This is a genomic window from Rhodopseudomonas palustris HaA2 (assembly GCF_000013365.1).
Taxonomy (GTDB): Bacteria; Pseudomonadota; Alphaproteobacteria; order Rhizobiales; family Xanthobacteraceae; genus Rhodopseudomonas; species Rhodopseudomonas palustris_J.
This window is the reverse complement of record NC_007778.1, coordinates 3249164-3263225: the sequence shown is the minus strand read 5'-3', so window position 1 is coordinate 3263225 and position 14062 is coordinate 3249164. Positions and strand designations below refer to the sequence as shown.

At 66.2% G+C, this 14062-nt stretch carries 9 protein-coding genes and 1 tRNA gene; 4 read left to right on the top strand and 6 right to left on the bottom strand.

What is annotated here, in order from left to right:
- Window positions 1-7: 7 nt before the first annotated feature.
- The 3 genes from RPB_RS14410 to RPB_RS14400 all read right to left on the bottom strand — a co-directional run bounded on the left by RPB_RS14410 (window position 8) and on the right by RPB_RS14400 (window position 3723).
- Window positions 8-83 (bottom strand) — tRNA-Lys (locus RPB_RS14410).
- A gap of 153 nt (window positions 84-236) precedes the next feature.
- Window positions 237-2936 (bottom strand): glycosyltransferase, encoded by a 2700-nt coding sequence (locus tag RPB_RS14405; RefSeq protein WP_011441747.1) that lies wholly within the window; start codon window positions 2934-2936, stop codon window positions 237-239.
- Between the two features lie 184 nt (window positions 2937-3120).
- A complete protein-coding gene (locus RPB_RS14400) occupies window positions 3121-3723 on the bottom strand; it encodes a hypothetical protein (protein ID WP_011441746.1) in 603 nt (200 codons plus the stop codon).
- 218 nt (window positions 3724-3941) lie between these two features.
- Between RPB_RS14400 and RPB_RS14395 the strand changes: the two genes are divergently transcribed.
- Window positions 3942-5618, top strand: a complete 1677-nt coding sequence (locus RPB_RS14395) for a beta-1,6-glucan synthase (RefSeq protein WP_011441745.1) — start codon at window positions 3942-3944, stop codon at window positions 5616-5618.
- On the opposite strand, the gene RPB_RS14390 is transcribed toward RPB_RS14395, so the two are convergent.
- A complete protein-coding gene (locus tag RPB_RS14390; protein WP_011441744.1) occupies window positions 5578-5958 on the bottom strand; it encodes a hypothetical protein in 381 nt (126 codons plus the stop codon). The two genes, RPB_RS14395 and RPB_RS14390, sit on opposite strands and share 41 nt — an antisense overlap.
- A 65-nt stretch (window positions 5959-6023) precedes the next feature.
- Window positions 6024-7322 carry an SPOR domain-containing protein gene (locus tag RPB_RS14385; RefSeq protein WP_011441743.1) on the bottom strand — a complete coding sequence of 433 codons (1299 nt, stop codon included), beginning with the start codon at window positions 7320-7322 and terminating at the stop codon, window positions 6024-6026.
- 166 nt (window positions 7323-7488) lie between these two features.
- On the opposite strand from RPB_RS14385, the gene glmU reads away from it, so the two are divergent.
- The 3 genes from glmU (at window position 7489) to RPB_RS14370 (ending at window position 11807) form a co-directional block, all read left to right on the top strand.
- Window positions 7489-8847, top strand: coding sequence for a bifunctional UDP-N-acetylglucosamine diphosphorylase/glucosamine-1-phosphate N-acetyltransferase GlmU (gene glmU, locus RPB_RS14380; RefSeq protein ID WP_011441742.1), 1359 nt, complete (start codon window positions 7489-7491; stop codon window positions 8845-8847).
- A gap of 145 nt (window positions 8848-8992) precedes the next feature.
- Window positions 8993-10819 (top strand): glutamine--fructose-6-phosphate transaminase (isomerizing), encoded by a 1827-nt coding sequence (gene glmS, locus RPB_RS14375; protein ID WP_011441741.1) that lies wholly within the window; start codon window positions 8993-8995, stop codon window positions 10817-10819.
- Window positions 10820-11021: 202 nt separating this feature from the next.
- Entirely contained in the window at window positions 11022-11807 is a 786-nt protein-coding gene (locus RPB_RS14370; RefSeq protein WP_011441740.1) for a DUF502 domain-containing protein, read from the top strand.
- 136 nt (window positions 11808-11943) lie between these two features.
- Here the strand turns inward: RPB_RS14370 and recG are convergent, their stop codons facing one another.
- A complete protein-coding gene (recG, locus tag RPB_RS14365; RefSeq protein WP_041798259.1) occupies window positions 11944-14046 on the bottom strand; it encodes an ATP-dependent DNA helicase RecG in 2103 nt (700 codons plus the stop codon).
- Window positions 14047-14062 lie beyond the last annotated feature (16 nt).

Here is a 14062-nt window from a genome sequence, read left to right as displayed (position 1 = left end):
GTCAGTGTGGTGAGCGCGGAGGGACTCGAACCCTCGACCCCATGATTAAAAGTCACGTGCTCTACCGGCTGAGCTACGCGCTCACGTGCCGCGCTGTGTAGGGGGCGGGGCGGCCCGGGTCAATAGCCGCGGGCCGGGCGACCGGCGCCGGTTTGCGTGAAATTGGTCCGAGCACACAGATATTTACGCGCCTCTCCTCGTCCAACCAGTCAGCCGCCGATGGGTCTGAAAAGTCCTCAGGCGGCGTCGTGGTGGATTTCCTGGGCGACCTTCTGCCGGGCCGGGATCGCCGGGGGCAGCGTCACCGGGCGCAGACCGATCAGCTCGGCGGTACGGATTCGGGTGTCGGTCCACCACTGGAACGAATTGATTCGCGAATTCTCCAGGATCGCGATCGCCACCGCCGCCAGGAACGGCAGGCTCTGCAACACCAGCACGCCGGCGAAGATATAGATCTCGTGAATCTGGCGGAAGGAGTTCGAGGCGATCAGAACGCCGGCGCCGATCAGCAGCAGCACGCCGATCACGGCCTCCCAGAACGCCTGGAATTCGACCGACATCAGGGTGAGGCCGCCTTTCGAGGTGCGGGCGAAGGCGAGGTGCTCGGTGATCAGGCCCTGCGCCACCGCGCGGGACACCGTCCACTGCACCGACATCGCCGCGATCATGGCGCCGAACATCCGCGGCGCGTTGATCTTCACCCGCAGCCGGTACAGCACCACGAAATGCGCCAGCGTCACCACGAAGGACGCGATGATCGGCAACGTCAGGATCTTGTCGGGAATGGCGATGTCGGCGAAGGCGACGATCGGCACCCAGATCAGATTGAGGATCGCCACCACCACGCCGAGGCTCTCGGCGCCGAGCCAGTTCAGCCAGCCGAGACCGAATTCGCGACGCTGGTCGCGGGAGAGGCGGCTGTTGCCGGGCAGGAAGCGGCGCCAGTGCTTCTTGATGATCTGGAAGCCGCCATAGGCCCAGCGGTGGCGCTGCTTCTTGAACGCCTCGTAGGTGTCCGGCAGCAGGCCGTAGCCGTAGCGGGTGTTGGTGTAGTGGGTGAGCCAGCCATGCTCCATGATCTCGAGGCCGAGGTCGGAATCCTCGCAGATCGTGTCGCTCGACCAGCCGCCGGCCATGTCCATCGCGGCGCGGCGGATCAGGCACATCGTGCCGTGCACGATGATGCCGTTGACCTCGTTGCGCTGGACCATGCCGATGTCGAAGAAGCCGGCATATTCGCCGTTCATGATGTAGTGCATCAGCGAGCGGTCGCCGTCGCGATGCTCCTGCGGGGCCTGGACCAGGCCGACCCGGGGATCGTCGAACGCCGGCACCAGATCCTTCAGCCAGTCCGGCGTCACCACATAGTCGGCGTCGATGATGCCGATGATCTCGGCATCGGCGGCGGTGCGGTCCATCGCGATCCGCAAGGCGCCGGCCTTGAAGCCCTGGACTTTCTCGGCGTTGATGAATTTGAAGCGCTCGCCGAGCTCGCGGCAATGGTCCTGGATCGGCTGGGTGAAGGCCGGGTCCGGCGTGTTGTTGATGATCACCACGCATTCGAAATTCGGATAGTCGAGCCTGGCCACCGCATCGAGCGTCTGTTTGAGCATCTCCGGCGGTTCGAAATAGGCCGGGACGTGGATCGACACTTTGGGGAAGCGCACCGGTTCGCCCTTGGCCAGCGCCGCGGTCTGCTTCTTCTCCTGGACGTCTGTCATCGCGCGGGTGATCAGCCGCCGCGGCTTGCGGCCGAACGCGACGACGGCGATTTCCTCGATCCGCGCCAGCGCGATCGCGACCAAAGGCACCAGCAGGATCATGCCGAGCGTGAGCGCGAAGGCCGAGCCGAACAGGAAGTAGTGCCCGGTCCAATAGGCGAACACCGTGGCGACCCAGGCGCCGACGCCGTGCGCGGCCGACGACAACAGCAGCGTCTGCATCGCCGTGGGGGCGGCGAGCTGCAGAATCGGCAGCGACAGCAGAATGCCGACCAGCAGCGCGATGCCGGCGAGCTTCCAATAGGCCGGGTCGACCACCGGGCCGGTCCAGGCGAATTTCGGCTCACGCGACGCGTTGAGGATGCCCCAATACGGCCCGACGCCGCCTTCGAAGAACTTCCACGGCTGATCGATCGCCTCGACGATGTTGTATTCCATCCCGATGGCTTCGGCGCGGCTGACGAAATTGCGCAGCGTCACCGCCTGCTCGAACGGGCCGGGGATCGCCGATTTGAGATTGTAGCCCGCGCTCGGCCAGCCGAATTCGGCGATCACGATGCGCTTGCCGGGGAAGGCGTCGCGCAGTTTCTGGTAGATGATCAGCGCCTGATCGACCGCCTGCTTGTCCGAGAACCCTTCCCAATAGGGCAGGATGTGGGCGGCGATGAAGTCGACCGAGGACGCCAGTTCGGGATTCTCGATCCAGATGTTCCAGATCTCGCCGGTGGTGACCGGCACGTTGACCTGGCTCTTCACCCGCTGGATCAGTTTGATCAGGTCCTCGACCTTCTGGTCGGCGCGGTAGATCGTTTCGTTGCCGACGACGATGCCGTTGACGTTGCTGTTGCGCTTGGCGAGCTCGATCGCCGCCTGCATTTCGCGCTCGTTGCGGTCGCTGAACTTGTCGATCCAGGCGCCGACCGTGACTTTCAGGCCGACCTCGTTGGCGATCGGCGGCACCAGCTCGACGCCGCCGGTCGACGAGTACAGACGGATCGCCCGGGTCATCGGCGACAGCGTCTTCAGGTCGCTGCGGATGCGCTCGGCGCTCGGAATGTTGTCGACGTCGGGATGCGCCGAGCCGTCGAACGGCGCGTAAGACACGCTCGGCAGAATGCCGGTGAAGTCGGGAGCTTTCTGTTTGTCCCTGAGCAGCCCCCAGAGACCAGCGTGAGCGGCAACGACCAGCAGCAGAACAGCGACGACGGCGCGCATCGCACTAAACCATACGGGGGCCAGAGGGCTGGTCAGCGGACCCGTCCCCGAGGTCCGACCAAGGCGGTAGCACTTCAAGCATAACGCTGAGCCCCGTCGGCGATCAATTCATACGCCGCCGTGGCGATTTAAGGGCGAACGCACGCCAACCGCGAAAATATCAGAACGTTCCGACTGCGCCGGCTTATTTGGCCGGCGCAGGGGATGGGGCCTGACCCGGCGCCGGTGCCGGCGTTGCCGGCGCAGCAGGCTGCGGGTTCGCCGCCGGCTTTCCGGACGGTGTCGCCGGAGCCGCCGCCGCGGCCGGCTGAGGCTGCGCATTGGGATTGATCCAGCAGGCGTGGACGCGTCCGCTCAGGCCTTCCGGCACCTTCGGATCGATCGGGCCGGAGCGGACCAGGCAGCGGAACGAGGCCTGGATATGGCCGGTCGGGCAACCGAAGCGGTCATACAGATCGAGGTGGCGGAACGCGGTGTCGAGGTCGTCGCGCCACATCAGCACCACGACGCGGCGACCGAGCCAGACGCATTCCGGGTTGCCGGCAGGCCCGTTGATCGCTTGCGCGGCCTCGACGAACTCGTCGGTCTTGCGCTGGCTTTCCTTGAGGGCATCGGCAGGAGCCTGCGCCGGCTGATTGGCATTGGTCGCGGGCTTGTTGTTCTGATCCTGGGCGCGCAGGTCACCGCTCTGGGCGATCGCGCCGCCGATGCCGATCAGCAGGGCAAGTCCGGTCGCGGCCAGGCCACGCCACAGCGCGTTCTGGAACTCAAGGAATACTCGTCGCATAGCGTCCCCGATCTGGTTGGCAGGATCACAACGGCCTCGATCCCCATCCGCCCCGACGCTACCGAATTTGCGCCGAATACAGCCTGACCCTGCACGATTTTCCATGACGGACATTTCGCGATTTGTCCAGCAATGGCAATCGATCGGCGACGACATGGCGGCGAATTCACGTTGCTTAACGCGCGTTCATTTTGGAGCGCGTCGGGTTGCGTCAGCTTATGCCCTTGGCAGATTGCCTGCGAGCGGGTAATCGACGGTCATTCTGGAGGACGGAACCCATTTCTTTTCGCACGCCGCTGGCGCTTCTCCCGATTTCTCTCGGCATCATCTTCGGCGTCTGGTGGTGGATCGCCACGCCGGTCGATCTGGCGCGCGCGCCGATCGATCCGAACGACAAGCTCGAATGCGTTTCTTATGCGCCGTTCCGTGGCGCGCAGACGCCGCTCGATCCGACGACGCAGATCGGCGCCGACCAGATCGAGCAGGATCTGACGCAGCTCGCCAAGATATCCAAATGCGTGCGCACTTACTCGGTCGACAACGGCCTCGAAAAACTGCCGGCGATCGCCGGCAAGGTCGGGCTGAAGGTGCTGCAGGGCATCTGGCTCGGCAACGAGCGCGCCAAGAACCTGGCGCAGATCGCCGTCGCCGTCGGTCTCGCCAAGGACTATCCGGATGTCATCAGTTCACTGGTAGTCGGCAACGAAGTGCTGTTGCGCGGCGAGATGACCGCGGGCGATCTCGCCGCGACGATTCGTCTGGTGAAGTCGCAGGTGAAGACGCCCGTGACCTACGCGGATGTCTGGGAATACTGGCTGCGTCATCGCGAGATCTACGAGGCGGTCGATTTCGTCACGATCCACATCCTGCCGTATTGGGAAGACCTGCCGATTCGCGCGCGCAATGCCGCCGCGCACGTCGATCAGATTCGCAAGCGCGTCGCGGTCGCATTCCCGGCCAAGGAAATCCTGATCGGCGAGACCGGCTGGCCGAGCGCGGGACGGATGCGCGAGGGCGCGCTGCCGTCGCGCACCAACCAGGCGCGGGTCGTGTCGGAAATTCTGGGGCTCGCCAAGGCGGAGAACTTTCGCGTCAACCTGATCGAAGCCTACGATCAGCCGTGGAAGCGCGATCTCGAGGGCACGGTCGGTGGTTACTGGGGCCTGATCGACGCCGACAATCGCGCGCTGAAGTACCCGGCAGGTGTGCCGATCAGCAATTTCCCGCAGTGGAAATTGTCGATGGCCGCCGGCATGGCGCTCAGCCTGGTGGTGTTTGCGACCGCGATGCTGACGCTGCGGCGCAGGCCCTGGGCGCCGCGGCTGGCCGCCTGGCTCGCCGTGGGGGTGTCGGCGACAGCGGGCGGCGTGCTGCTCGGCATCGCCGTCGACAAGATGCTGGTGGAGAGCTACGGCTGGGGCCGCTGGCTGCAATGGGGATTGCTGCTGGCGAGCGGCGTGCTGACGCCGATTCTGGCGGCGCATGCGCTGATGGTGGGCCGGGCGGTCCCGACCTTCCTCGAACTGTTCGGCCCGCTGGAGCAGCGCAACCGATCGTTCCTGACCTATGCGCTCGGTTTGTCGGTCGTGGTGACCACGCTGATCGGCGCCCAGACCGCGCTCGGCTTCACCTTCGATCCGCGCTATCGCGATTTCCCGTTCGCGTCGTTGACGATGGCGGTGCTGCCGCTGTTCCTGTTGATGCTGCTGAACCGTCCGCAGCAGGGCGCGCGGCCGATCGCCGAGGCGGTGTTCGCCGGGGTGTTCGCGGTCTGCGCGCTTTACATCGTCTTCAACGAAGGGCCGAAGAACTGGCAGTCGCTGTGGACCTGCGCGGTGTACGCGATGCTGGCGCTTACGCTGTGGCGGGCGCGGGTCGTGCAAATCCCAAAATAAGCAGCCCGATCGCGATCCCCGACAGGCCGATATTGTAGAGCACGATGCCGAAGCCGGCGGCGACCAGACCCGCGGTCAGCAGCACGATCGACGGCCGGATGACATGCAGCACGGCGATCACCACCGCCGCGATTCCGAACACGGAATTGCGGAACAGGTAGGTCATCAGCAGCCGCGTCTTGCACAGCATCGATTGCAGCCCGGCGTCGCAGGCGAGCCCCACGGTCGAGAGTTCGATCGCGAGATAGCGCAGATACAACGCATAACCCACGGTGAGGAAGCCGACGATCAGGAGCCACTGCACCTGATACGGGGTGAGGCGGAACGGGTGTTTTTTCATGCGGCGATTATGCTGCGGTTTGCGGCTGCGAACAAGCCGCCGCGCTGGACCGGCTCCGACCGGCGTCAGCGGATGCCGAGAAACGTCGTCAGCGATGCCGGCTTCGGCGCGGGCTGCGGCGGCTCCGGTGGGGGCGGCGGCTCGGGTGCTGCGGTGACTTTGGGCGGGCGTTTGCGCGGCGCCCGGGACGGCGGAGCCGTCGAAATCAGTGGCAGGCGCTGGCCGTCGAACACCGATGTCTCGCAGCCGGCGGCGCCGAGCGTCGCGCAAAGCCTGGCCGCGGCGGCCGCGTCATTGAGCGGGCCGACCACGAGCCGGAGTTGGCCGCCACCGGCGTTTTCCTTGACCATGATGATCGGCCGCATCTCCTTCAGCTCCGGGTGAGCCTTGGACAACCGGCGCCACAGATTGCGCAGTCCCTCGACCGAATTGGATCCACCCAGTTCGGCGCCGAATTCGGTCCGGGGTACGATGACCGGCGTCTCTTCCGGTGAGTCGGAGTCCGGCTCGGCGTCCGGGGTGCCGGGTGGGGCGAGCGCCTGCGGCTCGAGCAGCTTGCCGGCGGCGGCATCCGGCGGCGCCAGCATCGACCGGGACGGCATCAAGGGGGAAGTGGGGGAGGCCGCGGCCAGCGTCAACTTGTCGGCCCGCTTGGCTTCCGCCTGAACGGGAGGCGGCGCCGGCGCCGGTGCCGAGGCAGACGGCGTTGCGGCTGCCACCGGGGCCGGCGGCTCGGGCGGTTCGATCCTGGCCGATGCAGGCGCGGCTTCGGCCGCCGCTGCGGCGGCGGGGCGTTTCGATGGCGAGGGCGGCGGCTGCACCACGGCAACAGCGGGCTGAGCCGGCGGGGGCGCCGGTGAACTGGCTCTGGAATCGACCGCGGCGATCGGCGGCGCCGGCGAATCCTTGACCGGAATATCCGGGAGCGTCGTGGCGACCGCTTTGTCCGGACCCGTCGCCGGCTTGGCGGAGGCCTGCACGCGCGCGATCGAGCCGGTCACCGATTCCAATCCCTGCTCGAGCGAGCCGAGCCGCGAATACAGCCGGTCGCGATCGGTGTTCAGCGTTTCGATCGCCGCGGCCAGCCGGCTGGCCTCGCTCTGGCTTTCCTTGGCGACCCGCTGAATCTGCTGCGACTGTCGCGCCAGATCGACCGCGGCCACCTGGTCGCGCTTGCGCTCGGTGGCCGTCTGCGTCGCGAGGATCGCGATCACCAGGGCGCCGAGGGAACCAGCCGCCCATGATGCCAGCCGCCATTTGGCGCGGGTGTCGAGGTCTTCCTCGTCGGCCACGAAACGCGCCAGCCAGCCGCCCGACTCGTCGGTGGCGAAGCTGTCCGCCAGATCATCGCTGTTCCTCGCCATCCGAATGTTCGAAGCCCCTGTCGCCCAAGCGAATCACGCTGCCGACAATAACAGGGAAATGTCCGCTCCACGCAGCCGGCCCGGCATTTTCGTTCCCCCCAAAGCGGTTTCCCCTCGGACTGAAAACCCTTTATGAGGGCTGCAGTTCGACCGCGTGGGATTGCAGATGACGACGAGAACCAGCCTGACGATCGTACTTGCTGCCGGAGAGGGCACCCGGATGCGATCGTCGCTACCAAAGGTGCTTCACCCGGTGGCCGGCCGCCCGCTGTTGGCTCATGTGCTGGCCGCAGCACCGCATGGCGAAGGCGACAAACTCGCCGTGGTGATTGGCCCCGATCATCAGGCGGTCGCCGACGAGGCCAGACGAATCCGACCCGATGCGCAGATCTACGTGCAGACGGAGCGTCTCGGCACCGCGCACGCCGTACTGGCGGCGAAGCAGGCGGTCGCGGGCGGCGCCGACGATCTGCTGATCGCCTTCGGCGACACCCCGCTGATTTCGGCGGAGACCTTCGCCCGCCTGCGCGAACCGCTGCGCAATGGCGGCGCGCTGGTGGTGCTCGGCTTCCGGGCGGTCGATCCGACCGGTTACGGCCGGCTGGTCGTCGAGGACGATCGATTGGCCGCGATCCGCGAGCAGGCCGATGCCAGCCCGGACGAACTGAAGATCACGCTGTGCAATGCCGGCGTGATGGCGATCGACGGGCGCATCGCGCTCGACGTGCTGGGCGCGATCGGCAACGCCAACAAGAAGGGCGAGTACTATCTGACTGACGCGGTCGGCATCGTGCGCGAACGCGGCCTCGTCGCCGGCGTGATCGAGACCGACGAGGACGAGGTCCGCGGCATCAACACAAAGGCGCAACTCGCCGAGGCCGAAGCGGTGATGCAGGCGCGGCTGCGCCAGGCCGCGATGGCCGCGGGTGTGACGCTGATCTCGCCGGAGACGATTCACCTCGCCGCCGATACCACGTTCGGCCGGGACGTGACGATCGAACCATTCGTGGTGATCGGCCCCGGCGTCAGCATCGGCGACGGTGCGGTGATCCATTCGTTCTCGCACATCGTCGACACCTCGCTCGGCAAGAATACATCGATCGGCCCCTATGCGCGGCTGCGGCCCGGCACGTCGCTCGGCGACGGCGCCAAGATCGGCAATTTCGTCGAGACCAAAGCAGCGCAGATCGATGCCGGCGCCAAGGTCAATCATCTGACCTATATCGGCGACGCGCATATCGGCCCGGGCGCCAATATCGGCGCCGGAACGATCACCTGCAATTACGACGGCTTCAACAAGCACAAGACCGAAATCGGCGCCGGCGCCTTCGTCGGCTCGAACTCGTCGCTGGTCGCGCCGGTCAGGATCGGCGCGGGCGCGTATATCGGTTCGGGATCGGTGATTACCAGGAACGTGCCGGACGACGCGCTGGCGGTCGAACGCAACGACCAGAGTGTGCGCGAGGGCTGGGCAACGCGGTTCCGTGAAGCCAAGCTGCGCGCGAAGAAACCCAAAGCCGGCTGACGTTTCGGCTGCCGCGATTGGTTAATGCTGCGTCGCTTAACCCTGTCGCAATCCGCAATAATTATTGACTACCTCGGCTTCGGCGGAACTCGCTAGATGTCAAAGACGGCGGTTCGTTGTCGCCGTTCGGGAGATATTCAACTGCATGTGCGGCATCATCGGCATTCTGGGGCGCGGACCGGTTGCGGAGCAATTGGTCGATTCGCTGAAACGGCTCGAGTATCGCGGCTATGATTCCGCCGGCGTCGCGACGCTGGAAGGAACCCGTCTCGATCGTCGGCGCGCCGAGGGCAAGCTGAGAAACCTCGAAGCCTGCCTCAAGAAAGATCCCCTGAGCGGTCATTCCGGCATCGGCCATACCCGCTGGGCAACGCACGGCAAGCCGACCGTGGCGAACGCGCATCCGCATGTGGCCGACGGCGTCGCCGTGGTTCACAACGGCATCATCGAGAATTTTCGCGAGCTGCGCACCGAGCTCGAAGCCGGTGGCGCCAAATTCACCAGCGAGACCGACACCGAGGTGGTCGCGCATCTGGTGAACAGCTACATGCGCAAAGGTGCGTCGCCGGTGGATGCGGTCAAGGCGGCGCTGCCGCGGCTGCGCGGCGCGTTCGCGCTGGCGTTCCTGTTCGAGGGCCACGACGATCTGATGATCGGCGCGCGCAAGGGGTCGCCGCTGGCGATCGGCTACGGCGATGGCGAGATGTATCTCGGCTCGGATGCGATCGCGCTGGCGCCGCTCACCGACGACATCAGCTATCTCGACGACGACGACTGGGTGGTGTTGACCCGGAAGGGCGCGGAAGTTCACGACGCCAAGGGCGACATCGTGCAGCGCGGCGTCATGAAGTCGGGCGCGTCGTCCTTCGTCGTCGACAAGGCGAATTATCGCCATTTCATGGCCAAGGAAATCCACGAACAGCCGGAAGTCGTCGGCCATACGCTGGCGCACTATCTCGACATGTCGACCGAGCGGGTGGCGCTGCCGACGCAGCTGCCGTTCGACTTCAAGGATATCCAGCGGATCTCGATCACCGCCTGCGGCACCGCGAACTACGCCGGCTACATCGGCAAGTACTGGTTCGAGCGGTTTGCCCGGCTGCCGGTCGAGATCGATATCGCCTCGGAGTTCCGCTATCGCGAAGCGCCGCTGCGCAAGGGCGATCTGGCGATCTTCATTTCGCAGTCGGGCGAGACGGCCGACACGCTGGCGGCGCTGCGCTACGCGAAAGAGCAGGGGTTGCACACGCTGTCGGTCGTCAACGTGCCGACCTCGACCATCGCCCGCGACAGCGAGACGGTGATGCCGACGCTGGCCGGCCCCGAGATCGGCGTCGCCTCGACCAAGGCCTTCACCTGCCAGCTAACGGTGCTTGCTGCGCTGGCCGTGGCGGCGGGCCGGGCCCGCGGCGAATTGTCCGAGCAGGACGAAACGAAACTGGTCCACGGTCTGATCGAGTTGCCGCGGCTGATGGCGGCCGCACTCGCCACCGAGCATCAGGTCGAGCGGCTGGCGCGCGACATCGCCAAGTCGCAGGACGTGCTCTATCTCGGTCGCGGCACCAGCTATCCGCTGGCGCTCGAAGGCGCGCTGAAGCTCAAGGAAATCTCCTACATCCACGCCGAAGGCTACGCCGCCGGCGAACTCAAGCACGGCCCGATCGCGCTGATCGACGAGAAGATGCCGGTGGTGGTGATTGCGCCCTATGATCGCGTGTTCGAAAAGACCGTGTCGAACATGCAGGAGGTCGCGGCCCGCGGCGGCCGGATTATCCTGCTTACCGACGCCAAGGGGGCCGAGGAGGCGACGGTGGAGTCGCTGGTGACCATCGTGCTGCCGGACATGGCTGCGGCGTTCACGCCGTTGGTGTATGCGATCCCGGTGCAACTGCTCGCCTACCATACGGCCGTCGTGATGGGCACGGACGTCGACCAGCCGCGCAATCTGGCGAAGTCGGTGACCGTCGAATAGGCGTAGGCGGCGGTTCTATCCACACCCGGCCTGTTGTTGAGGCGACACGAAACCCCTATATCGGGACCATCCGGCGCCGGCGCTCGGCCCGGCCTGGGCAGGGCACTGCGATCGGCCCATACGGGCCGGTCATTGTCTGCTAGGCTGGACGTGCGCATCGTGGCTTTGCTGCGAATTTGGATGTTTTCGACCTGGAAGCCCGATGAACGATCAACCAAGCCCGGATCTCGGTGAGACCGTCCCGGACCCGCCGCGCGGGTTCATGGGGCGCGTCCGAAATTATTTCCTGACCGGTCTGGTCGTCGCGGGCCCGGTCGCGATCACGTTCTATCTGACCTGGTGGTTCGTGAATTGGGTCGACGGCTTCGTCCGTCCGCTGGTGCCGCCGGACTACCGCCCCGAGACCTATCTGCCGTTCGCAATTCCGGGCTCAGGGCTGGTCGTCGCCTTCGTCGCGCTGACGCTGCTCGGCTTCCTCACCGCGAATCTGATCGGGCGAACCCTGGTCGATCTCGGCGAGCGGCTGCTCGGCCGGATGCCGGTGGTGCGCGCGATCTATCGCGGCCTGAAGCAGGTGTTCGAAACGCTGTTCGCTGGCAACGGCTCGAGCCTGCGCAAGGTCGGCCTCGTCGAATTTCCATCGCCGGGGATGTGGTCGATCGTGCTGATCTCGCTGCCGCCCAACAAAGAGGTCGCCTCGCGGATTCCCAGCCCGGACGAGCACATTGCGGTGTTTCTGCCATGCGCCCCGAACCCGACCACGGGCTTCTTCTTCTACGTGCCGAAGAGCAAGGTCATCAGTGTCGATATGAGCGCCGAAGAGGCCGCCACGCTGATCATGTCCGCCGGCGTGGTGCAGCCCGGTTCCGATCCGCAGAAGAAGATCGCGGCGCTGGCCGCCACTGCGCTCGCCGCGAAGAAGGCCTCCGGCGAGCCGGAATCGGCCTTCGCCCGACGCAGGATCAAGGCGCCGGACAAGGTCGAGTAGTTCGGCAATTCTGACTTTCTCTTGAGGTTGGCTCCTGATCGTGAAGTGAATTCGTAGGGTAGGCAAAGGCGCGCCTTTGCCCACCCGACGGCGTTGAACATGGCGGTGAAGACGAGGTGACCATCACGCGATGTCACTACCCCGCGCCGAGCAGCGGAATCGCCTCGTCGCGTTCGTAGAGATACAGCAGGCAGCGCAGCGCCTCGCCGGATGGGCCTTCGAGCTTGGGATTGTCCTCGAGGATGCGCAGCGCTTCGTCGCGGGCCTGGGTGATCAACTGGCCGTGCACCTCGGAGCGCGCGATGCGGTAGCCGGGCAGGCCGCTCTGGCGGGTGCCGAGCACGTCGCCTTCGCCGCGCAGCTTGAGATCTTCTTCGGCAATGCGGAAGCCATCGGCGGTTTCGCGGATCACCCGCAGCCGCGCCGCCGACATCTCACCGAGCGGCTCCTTGTACAGCAGCAGGCAGGTCGAGGCCTCGCTGCCGCGACCGATGCGACCGCGCAATTGATGCAGTTGCGCGAGGCCGAAGCGCTCGGCGTTCTCGATCACCATGATACTGGCCTCGGGCACGTCGACGCCGACTTCCACGACGGTGGTGGCGACCAGCACGCTGATCTCGCCGCCGGCGAACTGCGCCATCACGCGGTCTTTGTCGGCGCCCTTCATCCGGCCGTGCACCAGACCGACCTGCTGATCGCCGAAGCGCTGCCGCAGCGACTCGTAGCGCTGCTCGGCGTCAGTCAGCTTGACGTTTTCGGATTCCTCGACCAGCGGGCAGATCCAGTAGACGCGCTTGCCGGCGGCGATGGCGCGGCCGATGCCGTCGATCACTTCGGGCAGGCGGGTATCGGACAAAGCGCGGGTGTCGATCGGCTGGCGGCCGGCGGGCTTCTCGCGCAACTCCGAGACGTCCATGTCGCCGAAATAGGTCAGCACCAGCGTGCGCGGGATCGGCGTCGCGCTCAGCACCAGCACGTCGACGGCGTCGCCCTTCGAGGTCAGTGCCAGCCGCTCGCGGACGCCGAAGCGATGCTGCTCGTCGACCACGGCCAGCGCCAGCGAGTTGTAGGTCACGTCGTCCTGGATCAGCGCGTGGGTGCCGACCAGAAAGTCGATCTCGCCGGCTTCGAGCCGCGCCAACAGATCGCGACGCTCCTTGCCCTTCTCGCGGCCGGTGAGGATCGCGACCTGCATGCCGGCGCGTTCGGCCAGCGGCGCGATGGTCTTGATGTGCTGGCGCGCGAGAATTTCGGTCGGCGCCATCAACGCCGCCTGCTTGCCGGCCTCGGCGACGGCGGCGGCGGCCAGCAGCGCCACCACGGTCTTGCCGGAGCCGACGTCGCCCTGCAGCAGCCGCAGCATCCGCACAGGTTGCTGCAGATCCTCCGCGATCGCGGCGGCAGCGGCCTGTTGCGAGGCCGTCAGCGCATAAGGCAGCGCGTCGATGATCTTGTGGCGCAGCCGGCCGTCGCCGGCATTGCGCGTGCCGGCCGGGCGACGGAGCTGTGCCCGCACCAGCGCCAGCGCCAATTGTCCGGCGAGCAATTCGTCATAGGCGAGGCGCGACCAGAACGGGCCGTCGGGCAGGATGTCGGTCGGCTCATGCGGGATATGGACGCGCTGCAGTGCCTCGGCGAAGGCGGGAAAGCTGCAGCGTCGCAGCACCTCGGGACTGATCCATTCCGGCAGCGCCGGCAGTCTGGTCAGCGCCTGCGCCACCGCGCGGCGTAGCGAGCCGATCGCCAGCCCCTCGGTGAGCGGATACACCGGGTCGATCTTCGGCAGCTTGGCGAAGCCTTCCTCGTCGACGACGCGGTCGGGATGCACGATCTGCAGCGTGCCGTCATACAGCTGGCCGGTGCCGGAGACGTAGCGCTTGGCGCCGACCGGCAGCAGCTTCTCGACGAACTCCGGCTTGGCGCGGAAGAAGGTCAGGATGACGTCGCCGGTCTCGTCGCTGGCATAGACCAGATAGGGCGCGCGTGAGCGACCGGGTGGTGGCGGGCGGTGGCGGTCGACGGTGACTTCCAGCGTCACCACGGTGCCGGGCTGGGCGTCGCGGATCTTGGGCCGCGAGCGGCGATCGATCACGCTCACCGGCAGATGCAACAGCAGATCGGCCAGCCGCGGGGTGTCGTCGCGATCCAGCAGATAGCGAAACAGCTTGTCCTGCTTCGGACCGACGCCGGTGAGGCCGGTGACCGGGGCGAACAGGGGATTGAGCAAAGCGGGACGCATCGGGCCGGCTCGATTG

Coding starts and splice junctions, on each gene's coding strand:
- RPB_RS14405 (WP_011441747.1), bottom strand. CDS start 2,936: ATGCGCGCCGTCGTCGCTGTTCTGCTGCTGGTCGTTGCCGCTCACGCT.
- RPB_RS14370 (WP_011441740.1), top strand. CDS start 11,022: ATGAACGATCAACCAAGCCCGGATCTCGGTGAGACCGTCCCGGACCCG.
- glmU (WP_011441742.1), top strand. CDS start 7,489: ATGACGACGAGAACCAGCCTGACGATCGTACTTGCTGCCGGAGAGGGC.
- RPB_RS14385 (WP_011441743.1), bottom strand. CDS start 7,322: ATGGCGAGGAACAGCGATGATCTGGCGGACAGCTTCGCCACCGACGAG.
- RPB_RS14395 (WP_011441745.1), top strand. CDS start 3,942: ATGCCCTTGGCAGATTGCCTGCGAGCGGGTAATCGACGGTCATTCTGG.
- RPB_RS14390 (WP_011441744.1), bottom strand. CDS start 5,958: ATGAAAAAACACCCGTTCCGCCTCACCCCGTATCAGGTGCAGTGGCTC.
- glmS (WP_011441741.1), top strand. CDS start 8,993: ATGTGCGGCATCATCGGCATTCTGGGGCGCGGACCGGTTGCGGAGCAA.
- recG (WP_041798259.1), bottom strand. CDS start 14,046: ATGCGTCCCGCTTTGCTCAATCCCCTGTTCGCCCCGGTCACCGGCCTC.
- RPB_RS14400 (WP_011441746.1), bottom strand. CDS start 3,723: ATGCGACGAGTATTCCTTGAGTTCCAGAACGCGCTGTGGCGTGGCCTG.